Annotated in this window: 15 protein-coding genes and 1 tRNA gene; 5 read left to right on the top strand and 11 right to left on the bottom strand. The window is 61.1% G+C overall.

Translation table 11 applies throughout. From position 1 onward, the window contains the following. Window positions 1-37 precede the first annotated feature (37 nt). The 5 genes from HNQ65_RS25310 to HNQ65_RS25290 form a co-directional block, all read right to left on the bottom strand. Complete coding sequence (locus HNQ65_RS25310; protein WP_184344431.1) at window positions 38-1,012, bottom strand: hypothetical protein; 975 nt, start codon at window positions 1,010-1,012, stop codon at window positions 38-40. 135 nt (window positions 1,013-1,147) lie between these two features. Next, window positions 1,148-1,564, bottom strand: coding sequence for a MotA/TolQ/ExbB proton channel family protein (locus HNQ65_RS25305; protein ID WP_184344429.1), 417 nt, complete (start codon window positions 1,562-1,564; stop codon window positions 1,148-1,150). Between the two features lie 3 nt (window positions 1,565-1,567). Beyond that, a complete protein-coding gene (locus HNQ65_RS25300; protein WP_184344427.1) occupies window positions 1,568-3,307 on the bottom strand; it encodes a DUF1549 and DUF1553 domain-containing protein in 1,740 nt (579 codons plus the stop codon). A gap of 7 nt (window positions 3,308-3,314) precedes the next feature. Then, window positions 3,315-4,685, bottom strand: coding sequence for a DUF1501 domain-containing protein (locus HNQ65_RS25295; protein WP_184344425.1), 1,371 nt, complete (start codon window positions 4,683-4,685; stop codon window positions 3,315-3,317). 90 nt (window positions 4,686-4,775) lie between these two features. Continuing rightward, window positions 4,776-5,267 carry a GNAT family N-acetyltransferase gene (locus HNQ65_RS25290; protein ID WP_184344423.1) on the bottom strand — a complete coding sequence of 164 codons (492 nt, stop codon included), beginning with the start codon at window positions 5,265-5,267 and terminating at the stop codon, window positions 4,776-4,778. A 192-nt stretch (window positions 5,268-5,459) separates the two neighbouring features. Here HNQ65_RS25290 and HNQ65_RS25285 point away from each other — a divergent pair, with 192 nt between their 5' ends. The 4 genes from HNQ65_RS25285 (at window position 5,460) to HNQ65_RS25270 (ending at window position 8,269) form a co-directional block, all read left to right on the top strand. Continuing rightward, window positions 5,460-6,542, top strand: a complete 1,083-nt coding sequence (locus HNQ65_RS25285) for a Gfo/Idh/MocA family protein (RefSeq protein ID WP_184344421.1) — start codon at window positions 5,460-5,462, stop codon at window positions 6,540-6,542. A gap of 77 nt (window positions 6,543-6,619) precedes the next feature. Further along, window positions 6,620-7,318 (top strand): SUKH-3 domain-containing protein, encoded by a 699-nt coding sequence (locus HNQ65_RS25280; protein WP_184344419.1) that lies wholly within the window; start codon window positions 6,620-6,622, stop codon window positions 7,316-7,318. After that, entirely contained in the window at window positions 7,315-7,728 is a 414-nt protein-coding gene (locus tag HNQ65_RS25275) for a hypothetical protein (RefSeq protein ID WP_184344417.1), read from the top strand. Before HNQ65_RS25280 ends, HNQ65_RS25275 begins: the two co-directional genes overlap by 4 nt. Beyond that, window positions 7,712-8,269: a DUF6924 domain-containing protein gene (locus HNQ65_RS25270; protein ID WP_184344415.1), complete on the top strand. Its 558-nt coding sequence runs from the start codon at window positions 7,712-7,714 to the stop codon at window positions 8,267-8,269. The genes HNQ65_RS25275 and HNQ65_RS25270 overlap by 17 nt, the downstream gene beginning before the upstream one ends. Window positions 8,270-8,346: 77 nt before the next feature. Here the strand turns inward: HNQ65_RS25270 and HNQ65_RS25265 are convergent, their stop codons facing one another. From HNQ65_RS25265 to ndk, 4 genes are all read right to left on the bottom strand, one after another. Next, the gene (locus HNQ65_RS25265; protein ID WP_184344413.1) at window positions 8,347-9,573 is read right to left on the bottom strand and encodes a Gfo/Idh/MocA family protein; all 1,227 of its coding nucleotides are present in this window, start codon (window positions 9,571-9,573) and stop codon (window positions 8,347-8,349) included. A gap of 211 nt (window positions 9,574-9,784) precedes the next feature. Then, window positions 9,785-10,627 (bottom strand): helix-turn-helix domain-containing protein, encoded by an 843-nt coding sequence (locus HNQ65_RS25260; protein WP_184344411.1) that lies wholly within the window; start codon window positions 10,625-10,627, stop codon window positions 9,785-9,787. Window positions 10,628-10,980: 353 nt separating this feature from the next. Next, window positions 10,981-11,065, bottom strand: a tRNA-Leu gene (locus HNQ65_RS25255). A gap of 51 nt (window positions 11,066-11,116) precedes the next feature. Continuing rightward, window positions 11,117-11,542, bottom strand: a complete 426-nt coding sequence (gene ndk, locus HNQ65_RS25250; RefSeq protein WP_184344409.1) for a nucleoside-diphosphate kinase — start codon at window positions 11,540-11,542, stop codon at window positions 11,117-11,119. Window positions 11,543-11,650: 108 nt separating this feature from the next. Here ndk and HNQ65_RS25245 point away from each other — a divergent pair, with 108 nt between their 5' ends. After that, window positions 11,651-12,394 (top strand): HAD family hydrolase, encoded by a 744-nt coding sequence (locus HNQ65_RS25245; RefSeq protein ID WP_184344407.1) that lies wholly within the window; start codon window positions 11,651-11,653, stop codon window positions 12,392-12,394. Window positions 12,395-12,468: 74 nt separating this feature from the next. Here HNQ65_RS25245 and HNQ65_RS25240 read toward each other — a convergent pair whose 3' ends face one another. Continuing rightward, on the bottom strand, window positions 12,469-15,108 hold the full coding sequence (locus tag HNQ65_RS25240) for a right-handed parallel beta-helix repeat-containing protein (protein WP_184344404.1): 2,640 nt from the start codon (window positions 15,106-15,108) through the stop codon (window positions 12,469-12,471). A gap of 97 nt (window positions 15,109-15,205) precedes the next feature. Then, window positions 15,206-16,342 (bottom strand): LexA family transcriptional regulator, encoded by a 1,137-nt coding sequence (locus HNQ65_RS25235; protein WP_184344403.1) that lies wholly within the window; start codon window positions 16,340-16,342, stop codon window positions 15,206-15,208. Window positions 16,343-16,481: the final 139 nt, after the last annotated feature.

The raw sequence follows: 16,481 nt of genomic DNA, 5'->3' as shown, positions 1-16,481 counted from the left end.
TCACACAGCAGCATCGATCTTGATTCATGGACGGGAGCTAAAGTCCCAGATCTCCCTCGGCCATGACGGTGTGCTTTGGGGCGTGCTTCATGAGTTCTGGAAGTAGGAAGAAGTGGCAGACACGCTGGGGGCGCTGCATGAGGGAAGGGGCGTGGTCCCAGCCATGGTCGGAGGGGAACTTGGCTCCGGTGACGAGAAGGGCGCCGCCGGGAAGAATGCCTGGCTCTTTGACCAGCAGGCCTGTGAGGGCAAGGAGGTCACTGTCATCCTCATATGCGGTGAAGGTTTCCAACACATCCCAGCTGCGCAGGCCACGTACTTTTCGAGGGGTCACGATGAGATAGCTGCTTAGCGTGCCTGCGCCGTCCGCCAGACCAAGGAAGTGATGCTGGCGCGCAGTGGATCTACAGAACCAACGCAGGTAGTCAGGCGTGATCCATTTTTCGATCCGGTCGGCGCGCTGCCAAGGACGTGCCATGGCCACAATCTCCGCTGGATCTGTGATTACGCGCAGGTGTGCAGGCAGCGACGGCCACCAGAAGCGCCCACTGAGATGTGAGGCGATACCTGCAGGAAAGAAGTGGCGTATGACGGTCTGCTCCGCACGTGCACCCAGCTTTAAAAGGGCCTCCTGTACCCGGGGGTTGGGAGTGGAGTGAGTGATCATGCGCTGCGCCACGAGCTCACGCTGATTCAGGAAGATTTGCGCGGCAGCTCTCGGGTGGTGCGGGTCCACGCAAAAGGTGGTGGCATTGAGTGTCTGGAAAGTGCGCTCCCGAAAGGTGGAAATGGCCGGAATAGAGCCGCCATAAGCGACGAGACGCCCCTCTGCGTGCACCCAGCGTCCGCGTTCTGGATCTGTGACAGCGGCGGGATTCTCATCCCACCAATGCTGCATGCGCTGCTCCCAGCCGGGACCTTCTCGCGGCGGGATCTGACGCGTCAGGAAGTCCACCAGCTCCGCCCGTGCTTCAGGGGTGTCGGGGTAGGGGCTGATGTCGAGTTTGGGCATGATGGCTTGCCGAAGGTTCCTAAAATCCACCAGCAGAACCGGGGTTCAAGCATTGTGATGTGTCTTTGATCTTGTGGCGGATGTGGCGTCAAGTGCCACAGGCAATCCCTGGCTGTGAAGATGTAACGGCCGATTTCAAAGCTCTGGCAGGCTTTGATTGGGTCGCAGAAACTCCTCTTTTTTTAGCAGGGCGTAGATGAAGAAAAACAGGCCAAAGGGCATGAAGTAGCTGAAGAAGATGAGGGTGCCGTAGATGCACAAGAACCAGTACATCCATACAGCGCGGTAGCGGCATACTGTGATGGCGATGAGAATCAGGAGGATGCCCACCAGGGAGAGAGCAATGCCTGTGAAGGATGCGGCGAGGACGTCACCGATAGCTCTGCTGAGTTCGGCGGTATCGCCCTGACTTGGCGATCCGAGGGCTTTGAAAGCTTTCCTCATGCCGGTCACCGTGCCGACGAAACCGACGAGCTGTGCGAGCTGAAGCCATGCTCCGAGCCTGGCAATGAAGGCACCGCTAATGGAGGTGGAGGGTGGAGTGGGATTCATGGCTCAATCCACATAAACAAACTCATTCGAGTTCAGCAAGGCCAAGCAGTAGTCGGCCAAAGCTTCGTGGAATGCGGAGGTGAGGGCGGTTTGCTTTTGCAGGTAGTTTTGTCCGGCCCCGATCTCCTGCGCCGTGGGAGTGCGAGCGAGGCAGCGCAGCGAGGCGGCGGTGATGAGGGCGGTTGTATCCGAGCCATGCTCCATCTGAAGGTGGGCGGCCAGCTTTGACGCAATGCACTGGGCGAATTCGGAATTGAGCAGCAGGAGAGCCTGTGGAGCGGTGGTAGAGGTGTTTCTCCGGGCACAGCTCATCTGGGCATCCGGGCGGTCAAAAAGCTCGAAGAGCGGATGGCGCAGATTGCGCCGGGCAAAGGTGTAGATGCTGCGGCGGGTGTGCTCACTGGTGTCCTTGGTGGCTTCGGCCTGGCTTTTGATGAGGGTGCTGCTGATCTCTTTTGGCAGCGGCAGCTTCACGCCTGGGCCGCCGGTTTTGAGATTGAGCTGGCCGCTGACACTGAGCATGGCATCGCGCAGCATTTCGCCGGTGAGGCGGATGGGTTGCGCCCTTTTCTGCCGGTAGGTCTGCGACATGAGGATGACCTTGTGCAGGCGCTTGAGACTCCAGTTTTGGCGAGGCAGCTCGGTGGCCAGCCAGTCGAGCAGGGCGGGATTTGACGGGGGCTCCCCTTGGTGTCCGAGGTCTCCAGGGATGGCGGCCAGAGGGCTGCCGAAGTGCTGCTGCCAGAAGCGGTTGGCCATGGCGCGGAGAAAGAGAGGGTTGTCCTTGCTGGCGATCCACTGAGCGAGTGTGGTGCGGTCAGGTTTGGGCGGGGTGGTGCCGAAGATGCGGGGAAAGGCGGGCTGGATCTCAGGGCCTGGGCGCTTGAAGTCGCCACGGACAAAGACGGTGCTGGCGGGAATGCCTTCGGTGTAGATGCGAACTGCCGGGCCTAGAGGCTTGCTGTTTTTGGTGAGGACGGTGTTGTCGAAAAAAGCGCGCAGGCGGTAGAAGTCGGCCTGGCTGATGGGATCGTAGGGATGGTCATGGCACTGAGCACAGCCAACAGTGAGGCCCAGGCCCACGGAGCCGATAGTGGTGGTGATGTCATTGAGCAGTGCATGGCGGCGCTCGTCCTGATTGTTGAGGTCCGGCATGTCCGGGCAGGAGAAGAGGAAGCCGGTGGCGGTTTCGTCTCCCATCAAATCTCCGGCGATCTGGTGCTGCACGAAGGTGTCGAAAGGCAAGTCGCGGTTCAGTGCGTCGATGACCCAGTCGCGATACTGCCAGGCGTGTTTGCGCTCGGCATCGTATTCGAAGCCGTCGGTGTCGGCATAGCGTGCGAGGTCGAGCCACCACTGGGCCCAGTGCTCGCCGTAACGCGGGGAGGCCAGCAGGCGGTCCACCAGATGCTCGATGCTGGATGCTGGGTGGTCAGCGCAGGCTTTCGCAAAGGCTTCGACTTCTTCGGGAGAAGGTGGCAGGCCGGTGAGCGTGAAGGTGATGCGGCGGATGAGTGTGGCGGGATCTGCGGCTGGTGCTGTGTGGTCTGTGAGATCGTCGATGCCTGTTTTGGCGGGTGTGGATTGCAGCGGTTTGAAAGCCCAGTGCTGTTTGTCTGCAGGCTTGATGGGGCGCTCGTCTTTGACGGGGTCGGCGGAGGCGTGGATGGAGACGGCGTGGGCGTGTACGCCACTAAGCCATGCCATCAAAACATACTGAATGATGCGGAGTGCGGCCTTCATTCGTCATTCAGGCAAGGATTCCCTTCACCACATTTCCTTCCACGCCGGTAAGGCGCTGGTCGAGGCCGTTGAGGCGGAAGGTGAGGCGCTCGTGGTCCAGGCCGAGGGTGTGGAGGATGGTGGCGTGGAGGTCGTGGATGTGGACTTTGTCCTGGGCGGCGCGGAGGCCGAACTCGTCCGTGGCGCCGTGAATGTGGCCGTGCTTTACGCCTGCGCCCATGAGCACGGTGGTGTAGCCCCAGGGGTTGTGATCCCGGCCGACGCCTTTTTCGCTCATGGGCATGCGGCCAAATTCTCCGCCCCAGATGACGAGGGTGTCCTCCAACAGGCCACGTTGCTTCAGGTCGCGGATGAGGCCGGCGACGGGCTTGTCGGTGCGGGCGCAGTATTCGGTGTGGTTTTTGAGCACGTTTTCGTGGGCGTCCCAGCCATTGGTATCGCCGGAGTAGAGCTGCACAAAGCGCACGCCGCGCTCGATCATGCGACGTGCAAGCAGGCAACGGGTGCCGAACTCGCGCGTGGTGGGATCATCCATGCCGTAGAGTTTTTGGGTGGCCTCGGATTCATGAGAGATGTCCACCGCCTCCGGGGCAGCGCTCTGCATGCGGAAGGCCAGCTCGTAGCTGCGGATGCGGGCGTCGAGTTCGGAGCCGGCGGCATGGCGGACAAGATGCTGTGCATTCATCTGCTGGATGAGGTCGAGCGTGGCGCGCTGGCGTGCGCTGCTCTGAGGGCTCTGCAGATGGAGGATGGGGCTGCCCCCGGCGCGCATGGTGGTGCCCTGGTAGGTGGCAGGCAGGAAGCCGCTGCCCCAGGCAGGCGGGCCGCCTTTGAGGCCACCACCAGGGTCTGGCATGACGACGAAGGCGGGCATGTCTTGGTTTTCAGAGCCGAGCCCATACGACACCCAGCTGCCCATGCTGGGCTTTCCCATCTGGATGGAGCCGGTGTTCATCTGATAGACGGACTGCGGATGATTGACGCTGTCTCCATGGCAGCTGCGGATGACGCACATCTCATCTGCCAGCTCCGCCATGTGCGGGAGGAAGTCGCTGATTTCGATGCCGCTCCGGCCGTGCTTGCGGAAAGGCTTAACGGGGGCGAGCAAGGGATTCTGCGCCACTTTTCGGCGGGTCTCCACCGCGCCGTAGCTGTCTGGCAATGGTTTGCCGGCGTGCCGGATGAGTTCGGGCTTGGGATCAAAGAGATCCACATGGCTGGGGCCTCCGTGCATGAAGAGCCAGATGACGCGACGAGCCTTTGCCGGAAAGTGCGACCGTGAGTCCGCCATGAGGTGGGACAGCGCCACACTCGAGAGCCCCATCGAAGTGGCGGAGAGCCAGCTGCGGCGGGAAAGAGTTGCGGGATCCGAGAGCATGGCGTCTAGACGTTGGCGGTGCAGCAGTTCTAGCGGGACTGCATGCGAAAGGTCAAGACGGAATGGCTGGCAACCCGAGGCTGCCCGCTGCTACAGCATTTTCTGCATCCACAGCACATCCAGCCAGCGGCCGTGCTTGTGGCCGACCTCCTTGAGGTGGGAGACTTTGACGAAGCCGAACTTGGCGTGCAGGGCGATGCTGCCTGCCTGATCGGCATCGATGCCGCCGAGGACGGTGTGGTGGCCGATTTTTTTGGCGAGTGCGATGAGCTCTCCGAGGATCAGACTGCCGACACCTCTGCCCTGATGCTCATGGTGCAGATAGACGGAGTCCTCCACACTGTGGCAATAAGCCTGGCGCGGGTGGAAGCGGCTGAGGGAGCCCCAGCCGACCACGATTCCGTCTTCTTCGGCAACGATGACGGGGTGCTCCGGGCCGTGGGCGTCAAACCAGTCCTGCCGCTCCTGCGCAGTGCTGGGCACGGTCTGGTAAGTGCAGGTACTGTGCTCCACGTAGTGATTGTAAATGGCATTGATGGCCGGGAGATCGGCCTGAGTGGCTGGACGGAGAGTCGCGGGCATGGGGCAAAGAACGGAAGGTGCAGGTTTAATGAAAGCGCCCAAATGACGAATGTCGAAATCAGAATGAAGGAGAGGGGAGGTGGGGGTGGCATGCCTGCGTCGTTTTCAAACCTTGACTCTGAGGCAGGGAATCTCCATTCTCGCGACCACGTTCGAAAATTCACCAATCAACTTAACGAATCACTTTATTTTATGGGCATCAAAGTAGGAGTCATCGGAGCAGGCGGCATGTTGCAGTATCACGCGGCAGGTTTCCGCCAGGCTGGCGCAGAGATCGTGGCCGTGGCGGACGCCGCCCCTGGAGCAGCAGCACGCGCTGCAGAAAAGTACGGCATCCCGCATGCCTATGAATCTGTGGAGGCCATGCTCAAGGGCAGCCCCGACATCAAGGCGGTGAGCGTGATCGTGCCGAACAAATTTCACAAGCCGCTGACCCTTCAGTGCCTGAAGGCTGGCAAGCATGTCTTCTCCGAGAAGCCGCCTGCGCTGAACGCCAAGGAGGTGAAGGAAATCATCGCCGCCGCAAAGAAGGCCAAAAAGAAGGTGCTCTTCAACTTCAACAACCGCGCGCGTCCTGAATCCCAGGCGATGATGAAATACATCAACGACGGCGTGGTGGGCAAGATCAACTCGGCCCAGGCCAAATGGATCCGCCGCACCGGCATCCCCGGCTTTGGCGGCTGGTTCACGACCAAAGCCCTCTCCGGTGGCGGACCTCTCATCGACCTCCTGCACATGGTGGATCTGGCCATGTACTTCATGGGCTATCCCGAGCCCACCCACGTCCTGGGTCAGACTTTCTCCGATTTCATCACCGACAAGCAGTTCAAGGGGCCCTGGGGCATTCCTGACCGTGTGGGGGGCACCACCGATGTGGAAAACGCCGCGCATGGTTTTGTGACCTTCAAGACCGGCCAGGTGCTGAGCCTGCAGGTTTCCTGGGCTGAAATGATCAAGCGCGAGGAAGTCTCCGTGGTCTTCCAGGGTACCAAAGCTGGCGGCAAGGTGGAGCGCCTCTTTGGCATCGATGGACTGGACAACACCGCCATCGACACCTGCGAGCTTTACGTGCAGGAAAACGGCAACAGCGTGAACCGCAGCATCACCGTCCCTGCCTGTGAGGACATGGGCCGCATTGGCTCTGCCGCGAATTTCATCCACGCCATTGAAGGCAAGGCTGCTCCGCTGAACACTCCTGAGCAGGCCCTGCGCCTGATGCAGGTGATCGACGCCATCTATGCCTCCGCCAAGACGGGCAAGCCGGTGTCGATCTGAGCTGGAGAATGATTGATACCAGCGGGGAGAATGAGCGCAGGCTTGTTCTCCCCGTTTTGTTTTGAGATGATGTGACCATGCAAAAGCTGGTGTCCCTTTTTCGCATCGCCATCCGCTCGATCAAACTCGGGTTTGCTCAGCGTCAGCCACAAGCGTGGGAGCTGGAACTTGAGAAATTCCGTGTCGATCAGGCCGGGCGTACCAGAGCAGCCCTGCAGCTTCTGGCTAAGCTCAGCGATGCGGCACGAAGGAGATTCAGCGAGCCGGTGCTGCTGCGGCTGCTTGCCGCAGGATGGCGAGAAGGACGCCGCCTGCCTCCTGAGGAGCTGGCGGCGCTGCAGGCGGTGGCAGCGCATCCCTTCCCGACTGTTGTCACCGATGGTCTGAGCGAGTTCGGTGGTTTGACCCTTTATCCGCATTCAGGGCTGGGACGTTTTGCGTGGATCGGAGAGGTGGACAAGGATCTGACAGAGCACCAGAGCCAGTTGGAGCGGCTGCTGGAAAGAAGCCTGCACCCCATCGGGTTCAGCAACATTTTTGATGATGATGGGCTGGTGATTTACTCGGATGATGCAGGTCGTCTTTTTGCTGATGGCGAGATGGGCTCCGAAAATCCAGGCGACAGCCGGATCGATTACCTTGCCGCCAGTTTTGACCGCGCTCTGGAAATCATGCTGAGGTATTCGGCAAAGAGTGATGAATGGCCCGGCGTCCCTGCTTCTGGAATGTGGTGCTATAACAAAGTTTCCGCAGATGCTGCCCATTCGATCTCATGAAATCGCTTCTTCCGCATCATCGGCAACCGGCGGGCTTCGCGCCGCAGGGGTGCTTTGAGCTGCTGTTCCTGGTTCAGATTGTGGGAGGCATTGTGAGCCTCGCGTTCGGAAACTGGATCAGTGCGGGGCTGTTGCTGGGGCCGATCTGTGTGCTGTTTTTTGTGTTTAAATACCTAGAGCGGCGTGACCGCTGCAGGGTGGGTGACAACGTCCGAGTGACCCTTGGCGCGCAACTGTACCGCAGCAAGGAAGGCATGATCATCGAGGAGCATATGCACGCAGGCGGGAGGAGGTTCATGGTGAAACTGTCCTGTGCTGAACACCCGGATCCCGTGGATTTGCCCGCTTATCATCTTATCAAAGTAAAACGGTCAGCCTCCATTCCCACCACCGATGAAACAGCTTCCTGAAACCGAGCACCCCATTGTCCTGCGCAGCGATTTCAGCGATGATCAAGCGTGGAGTCGTTTGTGCAGTCTCATTTCCAGCCCCATCGGTCGGGACGGCTTTCTGGCGCATGTGAGCTTTGTGGAAGATCCGGCTTTTGCAGGTGTGAACCCCGAGATGCTGTGCTCCAGCATGGCTGTGCGCAGCCAGCACGGGTTCATTATCGTGGCGGACAGCATCACCTTTTCAGACTCGGAACAGCCGCTGCTGGTGATGGATTTTTTGAATGAGCCGGGCCGCGTCTTTCGTGCATTGCCGACACGAATTCAGGCGATCGAAAACAATCTTTCCATCGGAAACATGGGGTTTGAAGAGTTTGCCGAGCATGTGGATGCGAGCGGCATCTTCCGTGGATTTCCCGGAGAGAGCGCGAAGACTTATGAGATCAATACGTCGCCTGTGCCGCCACGGCCGGTGAAGAGAAAGCCCTCGCCGCCGAAGACCCTGCTGGGGCGTGCGCTCTTTTACACTTACAAGCTGCTGCGTGGGAGGACCGGTGGCTAGCTTTTGGGACAAGTCCAGAAAAAGGGGGGAACAGGCGATGCGCCCGTTCTCCCCGTGGGTGGGTGATCGTGTGCCAGTTAGGAGAGGCCGCCGCGGTCGCTGTTGAGGGAGGCGTCGCCGTATTTGGCGCGTGGTGTGGGGGTGTAGTCCAGCGGGGTCCAGGCAGCGTTGGCGGCGGAGGAGGCGACGACGGCTTCGATGAAGGCCATGCCAGCCACGCCTTCCTCGATGGTGGGGTAGTCCATGTCCAGCGGGTTGGGCTGTGTGCCGTTGATGACGGCGCGGACGTGGTTGGCGAAGTTGCGGTAGATGTTGGCAAAGCCTTCCAAGTAGCCTTCGGGATGGCCGGAGGGGGTGCGGGTGGCGGCGCCTGCTGCGCTGCCGAGGTAGCCCAGGCCGGTGCGGTAGATCTGCTTTGGCTTGTCGAGTGAGGTGACAATCATCGTATTCGGATCCAGCTGGGACCATTCGATGCCGCCCAAGGAGCCGTAAACGCGGAGGCTGAGATTGTTTTCGCAGCCGATGCTGATCTGGCTGGAGTGCAGCACGCCCTTGGCACCATTGGTGAAGCGGAGGAGGACGTTGCCGTCGTCCTCCAGGCGGCGGCCTTCTTTGGCCAGGAAGATGGTGAGGTCAGCGGCCAGCTCCTTGATGTGGAGGCCGGTGACGTATTCGGCGAGATTGATGGCGTGGGTGCCGATGTCCCCCATGCAGCCGGCGGCACCGCAGATGGCGGGGTCCACACGCCAGGCGGCCTGCTTCTGGCCGGTGTTTTCCAGCATGGTGGCGAGCCAGCCCTGGGGGTATTCGACGACGACTTTGCGGATTTCTCCGAGCTTGCCTTCCTCGATCATCTGGCGGGCCTGACGCATGAGCGGGTAGCCTGTGTAGTTGTAGGTGACGCCGTAGAGCTTGCCGGTGGCCTTGACGATCTGGGCCAGTTCCTTGGCCTGAGCGAGGTTGAAGGTGGCGGGCTTGTCGGAGAGGACATGGAAACCGGCCTCCAGCGCGGCCTTGGCGGCGGGGAAGTGCAGGTGGTTGGGGGTGACGATGGAAACGAAGTCCATGCGCTTGTCTGCAGGCAGAGCGGACTCGGTGCGGATCATTTCTTCGAAGTTTCCGTAGCAGCGCTCAGGGGGGAGGAAAAAGTCAGCGCCGCTGTCCTTGGAACGCTGGGGGTCAGAGGAAAAGGCGCCGCAGACGAGTTCGATCTGCTGGTCGATAGATGCTGCGATGCGATGAACGCCGCCGATGAAGGCGCCGCGTCCGCCGCCGATCATGCCATAACGAATTTTCCGGTTCATGGGACAACTAAAAAGAGGGTTGGGTGTCTGGAGTGAGAGTGAGGGGCGAGTGTGCGCAGGGGGCGGGGGTGGGTCAAGTGCATCCGCATCGGCGCAGGCGCGGTGCGCGGGCACAAAAAACCCCGGAAAGGATGGGCCCAACGCGCTCAGGCGTCCTCTCCGGGGCTGTTGTCGTCGAAACACCGCAGTGCGGTGCGCATGGCGACAAATTTTAGGCGGCCATCAGGGCCGGGCTGCCGTGCTTCATGCGGCTGCGGAATTCTGTGGGGGATTCATCCGCGATGCGGCGGAAGCTGCGGTTGAAGTGGGACAGGCTCTGGAAGCCGACATCGTAGGCCACTTCGGTGATGCGGGCGGCGGGCTTCATGAGCATGCGCTTGGCTTTTTCCACGCGGGCGCGGTTCACGAAGTCGGTGAAGGTCAGGCCGGTGGCGCGCTTGAAGAGCTTGCAGAAGTGGAAGGGGCTGACGTTCACGGCGCTGGCCACGGCTTCGAGAGACATGGGCTCGGCAAGGTGATTGTGAATGAAGGACTTGGCATTGCGCACGGCCTCAGGCTCATGGGTGGCGGTGGCGAAGAGCATGCGGTGGGCGCTGTCGCCAAGCTGAAGAGCGAAGGACTGAAGGATGGCCACGGCTGCCTCGTAGCGGGAGGGTTCCATCACGGGCACATGTTCAAAGTGGACCTGTGCGCTGCGGATTTCCGTGGCGGAGCGACCGTCGTCCAGAAGAGCCTTGGCGACCGGGGCGAAGGTGTCTGCATTGGCGGGCTGGAGGCGAACACCGCCGGTGAGCATGACAGCGATGGTGTTTTTACCCACACGGACGGGCACCTGGGTTTCCACCACTCCGGCCACTCCCTGGCGGGTGACGATCTTTTCGACGGGGCTTTCTTCGCGGACGGCTTCCAGGCTCAGTGGCAGGCTGGTAAGCGTGTGAAAGGCTTTCTGGTAGTGCTGGAAGAGCTCGCTCTCGGCCAGGTTCTGGATGAAGCGCTGGCGGGGGCTGGTGTGAGAAGGGGAGGTTGCAACAGAGAAGGAAGTGGTCGTGCTCATGATGTCAGTGGCGCGTTTGAGGTTCGTGTTCACGGGGCCTATCCTGCCATGCCAAAAGGAATCCGATATTGTCGTCAGCTACGGTACGTGAGCTCGTGAACGTCCGCAGCCGGTGCCTCGTGGTGGGCCGCAATTTTGGAATAATGGTTTCCACTAGACCGGGCATGCTTCCCTCTGTGGGGGAGCATGAAGCACCCCATGCAAGCTCTCCTGCTCAGTAGCGGAAGAAAGGGTGGGCGTGCTCCGTGCACACCTGGGCGGGCGGTTTTGCCCACTCGGATTTTGCGCACGCCAGAGCATGCAGCGGGCACAGGGATGGTGATGGCACATGCTTTGCGTGTGCGCCACACCCGTGCCGATGGCCGGACTCGAACCGGCAAGGGAGTTGCCTCCCAGCGGATTTTAAGTCCGCTGTGTTTACCATTTCACCACATCGGCTTCGGGCAGTGTGCCTGAGCCGGGCGGAGTGTAGGCTGCATTACGCGCGGCTCAATAGCTGAAAATCTCGCCTTCTTTGAAAAAGCGCTTCAGCTCCACGGCAGCGGCCTCGGGGGAGTCGGAGGCATGGACAACATTGGTCATCTTGTCGGTGCCGAAGTCGCCGCGGATGGTGCCCTTGGGGGCGGCCTTGGAGTCCGTAGGGCCGAGGAGGTCGCGAACGTGGGAGATGATGTTTTCTCCAGCAATGGCCACGGCGATGACGGGCTTGCTCTTCATGAAGCTGGCCACGTCGGGGAAGAAAGGCTTGTCGGCGATGTGTGAGTAGTGCTCCTTGAGCAGCTCATCGGTCAGCTGGATCATTTTGCAGCCACGGATGCGGAACCCTTCGTCTTCCAGGCGCTTGAGGACTTCGCCATTGATGCCGCGTGCCACGCAGTCGGGTTTCAGCAGGATGAGAGTGGTTTCTTGGGCCATGAGATCAGGTTTTGGGGGGAAGGGGCGTGCAATGTGCCGTCCGTGCAGGCATCCGTCAAGGCTGGGAATGTTTTGCCAGATGGAAACCTGAGGCTAGGCTCGGGCGTGATGCCCGCACGCTCTTACGCCTTTTTTGATCTCGATCACACGCTGCTGCCGTTCGACACGCAGGCGCTGTTCTGCAATTTTGTGCTGCATCGTGAGCCGTGGCGGGTGCTGCTGCATGCGCTCTTTGTGCCAGTGGCGCTGGGGCGTGCCTGCGGGCTGGTGAGCACGGCCACCGCCAAGCGCGCCTTTTTGAGCTACCTGCGCGGGATGTCGCGCGAGCGCCTGGCGGAGTATGCGCATGAGTTTGCCAGCGTGTGCGTGCCGCGCTGGGCCTATCCGGACCTGCGCGCGGAGATCCTGCGACACAAGCATCAAAACCGCATTCTGGTGCTGAATACGGCGAGCCCGGATTTTTATGCGCGCGAGATCGCGCATGTGCTGGGGTTTGACTACTGCATTGCCACTCGTTTTGAGATCGGTCGAAAATTTCCTGGTATGCCGAGGCTGGTAACGGGTAACAACAAGCATGAGGCCAAGATCGTGGCGATGGAGGAGGCCGTGCCAGGGTTGACCGAGCTGACGGAGAAGGAGCGCGCCAACTGCTGGAGCTATTCAGACAGCGCGGCGGATCTGCCGCTGCTGGAATACGCGGGCTATGGTGTGCTCATTCATCCTTCAGGCAGCCTGGCCGCCATCGGGCGTCAGCGTGACTGGGCTATCCTGCGCCCTGAGCGCCCCTATCGTACCAAGGCGGGGGACATGCTGCGCGTGGTGCTGCAGATGTTTGGCCTGCATCCAGAGTGATCAACCAACGCGTCAGCGTGCAGTGGAATCTTGGGTGCAAATGCAGACAGCAATGCAGGTGTGGTGCCGAGTGATTACTTGAGCTGCTCGAGCTTGAGGTTGTCGATGAAGAAGGCGGTCTGGGTGGTGCCGAGGGCGCTGAAGAGGAGGTAGCCAGCGTTTGACCAAGCGGGCTTGCAGGCGAGGTCGGGGTAGGCGTGTTTGGTGCCGTCCTGGCGGGTGATTTCTAGGGACCATTTGCCAGCGCCGGTGGAGGCGGTGATGGAGACGCGGAACCATTCACCAGCAGGGATTTTGATGAGCTGGACTTTGCCATCGGTGCTGGCGGCGAGCTGGTCTTTCTGCCAGCGGAGGTAGGGGCCGTTGCCGAAGTCGAGGTTTTTGCCACGCATTTCGAAGAACCAGTCGGCACCGGGCTGGGCCATGACGTCGAACTCGGCATGGAAGGTGCCGGGGGTGTCCCAGGTGGTGGGGTAGATGTCGAGGACGGGGTTGTAGCTTTTACTGAGGCCGGGGGCGTCTTGCACTTTCAGGCTGCGCTTGGAGCCTGGAGTGATGGGGGAGGAGGTTTCGTCGGTGACGCCGATGGATTCGCCTTTGTTTTCGTGGGTGTATTTGGCACCGCGGATTCCGAGGGTGCCGAGGCCGGCGTGCTCGAAGTTTTGATCGACCTTGTAGGGTGGGGCGGGCCAGGGTTTGGCGTCGGTGTCCCAGGTGGGGTAGGTGTGGCCCTTGGCAGCGAGGTCGCGCCATGCGGGGTCGGTTTTGCGGACGCCAGCTAGGGTGAGGTCCCAGGGTTTGAAGCCGATCTTTTCGGCGGGGGAGTTGGGCTTGAGCCGGAAGTCGCGTGCGGCGAGGTCTTCGAAAAGGGGATCGGCAAAGAGGCTTTCCTTGTCGCGGCCCATCTTGCGCCACTCGTCCCAGGTGAAGTGGGTTTTGGTGAGCGTGGCGGGGATTTTTCCATCGGTGGGCCAGTAGAGGTTTTTGCGGAAGACGAGGCTGTCTTTGGGATCGCCGCGCTCGGTTTTGTCGAAGAATTTCCAGTTCCATTCGCCACCGTCGAGGAGGGGGGACGCGGGGTCCCAGACGACGATGTTGTTCATGTAGCGGAAGCGGAGGCGGGCCTCATTGCGGGAGGCCTGGATCTGCGCGGTGTGGCCGAAGGCGAAGATGTTGTTTCGGACGGTGTTGAAGTAGCCGTAGTGCTGATGGAAGCCTGCGTTCCAGGTGTCGTGCACGAGGTTGTTTTCCATGAGGGTGTCGGCGCTGCCTTCGTCATTGTAGAGGCCCCAGCCGCCGTAGCGATGGCTGGCGACGTGGTGGACGTGATTGCCACGAATGATAGTGCCGGGAGACGTGCCGAGGCCGTAGTAGCCGCCCATGTCGCTGAGGTAGGCCCAGCCGAGGTGGTGGATGTGGTTGTTTTCGACGGTGGTCTCGCGGGAGGCGGTGTCGCCGTAGCCCCAGTTCCACCCAGCGCTGACGCCGGTGTAGTAGAAGTCTGCGATGTCGCAGTGGCTGACGGTGCAGTGCTGGGTGTGAGTGAAGACGACGCCGCAGGCGCTGGGGTGGAGGCGGCCGCCGTGCTGAATGATGGAGTCTGAGATGGTGATGTGGTGATTCACTCGCTCGTCGGCGGGGCGTGCGATTTCGCCGACGTAAACGCCACCGCCGCCGAGGTCGTGCAGGTGGCAGTGGTTGACGGTGGAATCAGAGCAGCCGTTTTTAAACCAGATGGCGTGGAGGCCGGTGTGGGCGATGTCGCAATGGGTGAAGTGAAGGCGGGCGCTGTCTTCGATCTCGATGCTGCCCTGGGTGGTGGTGGCGGCCTGGGTGTCGTGCAGGCCTTCGGCGGGGTAGAGATGATTGCTGTATTGGAAGGAGATGCCTTCGAAGCTAACGTCGTGCGCGCCTTTAATGGAGAGGAATTTGTCGGTAACGGGGGCGATGACTTCAGCCTTGGTCATGTCTTCGCCGGGGAGTGGGAGGTAGAGGACTTCGCCTTTGGCGCGGTCGAGGAACCACTCGCCGGGGGCATCAAGGGCGGCGCGGAAGTTTTCAACCCACCAGCGCTGATCGGGCTCGAACTCGACAAAGGGGTAGCGGGAGCAGCCTTTGATCCGGACGGCGAGGGTTTCGTCGTTGAGGTCTTTGATGCGGCACTGGCCGACGGCCCAGGCGTGGGTGACGGTGAGGAGGACGTGATCGCGTTCTGCAGGCGGAATGGATTTGAGGACTTCGTACTGCTCCTGCGCCACGGAGAAGGCGTGGAAGTTCATGTTCTCCTTGAGGTCAGGGAACACGCCTGCGCCGACGGCTTCGGTGATGTGGTAGTAGCCTTTGTTGGGCGAGCGGGCGAGGGTGGCGCGGCGGCCATTGATCCAGAGCTGCTCGAAGGTCCAGGCTTTGTCGGGAAGCGTGGCTTTCCAGAGGCCGCCGTCTGCTTTTTGCCAACCGGTGATGGGCTTGCCTGCGGTGAAGGTGGCGTCGTTGCCGGACCAGGTGACCTGGGAGTCTTCAGCGCTGAGGGTGAGGTGCTCGGTGAGAGGGTAGGTGCCAGGTGCTACGAGAATGCGTACGGGCTTGGTGGCAGCACGCGCGGCATCGCGAGCTGCCTGCGGGGTGGAAATAGAGCCCGCAGGGGAGAGGTGGATGTCTGCGGCGAGGGAGAGGGATGCGGCAGAAAGGATGAGGGCGAGGATGCGGAAGAGCATGGGCTCTTATTCGCGCCAAGGGCGGAGAAGGGCAAGGGGACGGTGTGGTTCTAAACGGGGAAGTGAGAGCTGAAAATTGCTGACTGGCCGGAGGCAATCATAGGAGCATCTGGCGGACGGTGGTGGCGACGGGGTAGATCCAGGCGATCTCGTCAGGGGTGAGGGTGACGGGAGGGTAGAGGGGATTGAGACTGGAGAGGACGATGGAGTGGCCGTGGTCGGCGGTGCTGTAAATGCGGAAGAGGATGTCGCCGCCGAGGCTGTCGCTGAGACGGGCGATGACGCGGTTGCCGGTATGGGGGGCGGTGTTGGGATAGAGGATGGCGAGCTCGCCATCGTGATGCTGAGGGAGCATGGCGTCTCCAGCGAGGCGCATGGCGAAGGCATCCGGATCTGTGACGCTGAAGGCGAAGTGCTCGGTGGCGGCAAAGGCGGCGAGGCTGGGGGCGGTGAGATCGCGTGCGGCGGGAATGGTGAGGACCGGAAGCGCGCTGATGCGGGGCATGCCGGAGACCGGGGCTGCGGGGATGGAGGGAGGAAGCGGCGGAGATGGTGCTCCTGCGGGGGCTTCAATGACAGCGGCAGGCTGAATGGCAGGTGCCGCTGAGAGGGCTGCGGAGGGGGTGTCGTGAACAGTGGGCTCCGAGCTGGATGTAGTGCCATTGAGGATCTCGGCCTCAAGTTTTTCGATGAGCTTGATGACAGGCAGGGAAGCGTGCGCGCCGTTTTCGATCTTGGTGACGTACTGGCGGGAGACACCGAGGCGCTGGGCTAGCTTTGGACGGGTGACGCCCATTTTGGCACGGAGGGCGGCGACGCGGAGAGCGAAGGCGTTTTTCTCGCGAGTGACGGGCATTTCTTCGGGCATGGCAGGGGCTGTGACAGGAGCGAGGGCTGAGGGGGCTTCTTCTTCGGACTGCACCAGGCGGTCCAGAGCCGCAATGGCTTCCGGTGGGAGGCCTGACATGACCGGGGAAGGGGTGGCTGTGGTGTCAGGCTGGGGCATGTGCATGGCGAGCTGTTTCAAGTTGGCGGCAGCCTCAAGTTTTTCGATCAACTGAAATACGGGGCGGGATGGGGCAAGGCGGCCTTTTTCCATGACACTGACATAGCTGCGGCCGACACCGAGCCAGCTGGCGAGCTCGGGCCTGGAGACACGGAGCTTTTGACGAAGGGACTGGCAGCGAGCAGGGAAGCCGACGAGTTTTTCTTCGGAGACAGGTGAGTGTGGCATAAAAGAAGAAGGTGAAGTTTCAAGGGGTGACGTCGCATTCGACTGGCATGCACCGGGGGATTTGGCGCTGACACTCTTCCTATGCATAATCTGCGCCAAGAACACGGGCTGGCGCATGGGGGGGAACAAAAGTACCACA

The organism is Prosthecobacter vanneervenii, assembly GCF_014203095.1.
Taxonomy (GTDB): domain Bacteria; phylum Verrucomicrobiota; class Verrucomicrobiia; order Verrucomicrobiales; family Verrucomicrobiaceae; genus Prosthecobacter; species Prosthecobacter vanneervenii.
The sequence above is the reverse complement of the archived record's forward strand: the minus strand, read 5'-3'. Positions and strand labels throughout refer to the sequence as shown.

Coding starts and splice junctions, on each gene's coding strand:
- HNQ65_RS25310 (WP_184344431.1), bottom strand. CDS start 1,012: ATGCCCAAACTCGACATCAGCCCCTACCCCGACACCCCTGAAGCACGG.
- HNQ65_RS25305 (WP_184344429.1), bottom strand. CDS start 1,564: ATGAATCCCACTCCACCCTCCACCTCCATTAGCGGTGCCTTCATTGCC.
- HNQ65_RS25300 (WP_184344427.1), bottom strand. CDS start 3,307: ATGAAGGCCGCACTCCGCATCATTCAGTATGTTTTGATGGCATGGCTT.
- HNQ65_RS25295 (WP_184344425.1), bottom strand. CDS start 4,685: ATGCTCTCGGATCCCGCAACTCTTTCCCGCCGCAGCTGGCTCTCCGCC.
- HNQ65_RS25290 (WP_184344423.1), bottom strand. CDS start 5,267: ATGCCCGCGACTCTCCGTCCAGCCACTCAGGCCGATCTCCCGGCCATC.
- HNQ65_RS25285 (WP_184344421.1), top strand. CDS start 5,460: ATGGGCATCAAAGTAGGAGTCATCGGAGCAGGCGGCATGTTGCAGTAT.
- HNQ65_RS25280 (WP_184344419.1), top strand. CDS start 6,620: ATGCAAAAGCTGGTGTCCCTTTTTCGCATCGCCATCCGCTCGATCAAA.
- HNQ65_RS25275 (WP_184344417.1), top strand. CDS start 7,315: ATGAAATCGCTTCTTCCGCATCATCGGCAACCGGCGGGCTTCGCGCCG.
- HNQ65_RS25270 (WP_184344415.1), top strand. CDS start 7,712: ATGAAACAGCTTCCTGAAACCGAGCACCCCATTGTCCTGCGCAGCGAT.
- HNQ65_RS25265 (WP_184344413.1), bottom strand. CDS start 9,573: ATGAACCGGAAAATTCGTTATGGCATGATCGGCGGCGGACGCGGCGCC.
- HNQ65_RS25260 (WP_184344411.1), bottom strand. CDS start 10,627: ATGAGCACGACCACTTCCTTCTCTGTTGCAACCTCCCCTTCTCACACC.
- ndk (WP_184344409.1), bottom strand. CDS start 11,542: ATGGCCCAAGAAACCACTCTCATCCTGCTGAAACCCGACTGCGTGGCA.
- HNQ65_RS25245 (WP_184344407.1), top strand. CDS start 11,651: ATGCCCGCACGCTCTTACGCCTTTTTTGATCTCGATCACACGCTGCTG.
- HNQ65_RS25240 (WP_184344404.1), bottom strand. CDS start 15,108: ATGCTCTTCCGCATCCTCGCCCTCATCCTTTCTGCCGCATCCCTCTCC.
- HNQ65_RS25235 (WP_184344403.1), bottom strand. CDS start 16,342: ATGCCACACTCACCTGTCTCCGAAGAAAAACTCGTCGGCTTCCCTGCT.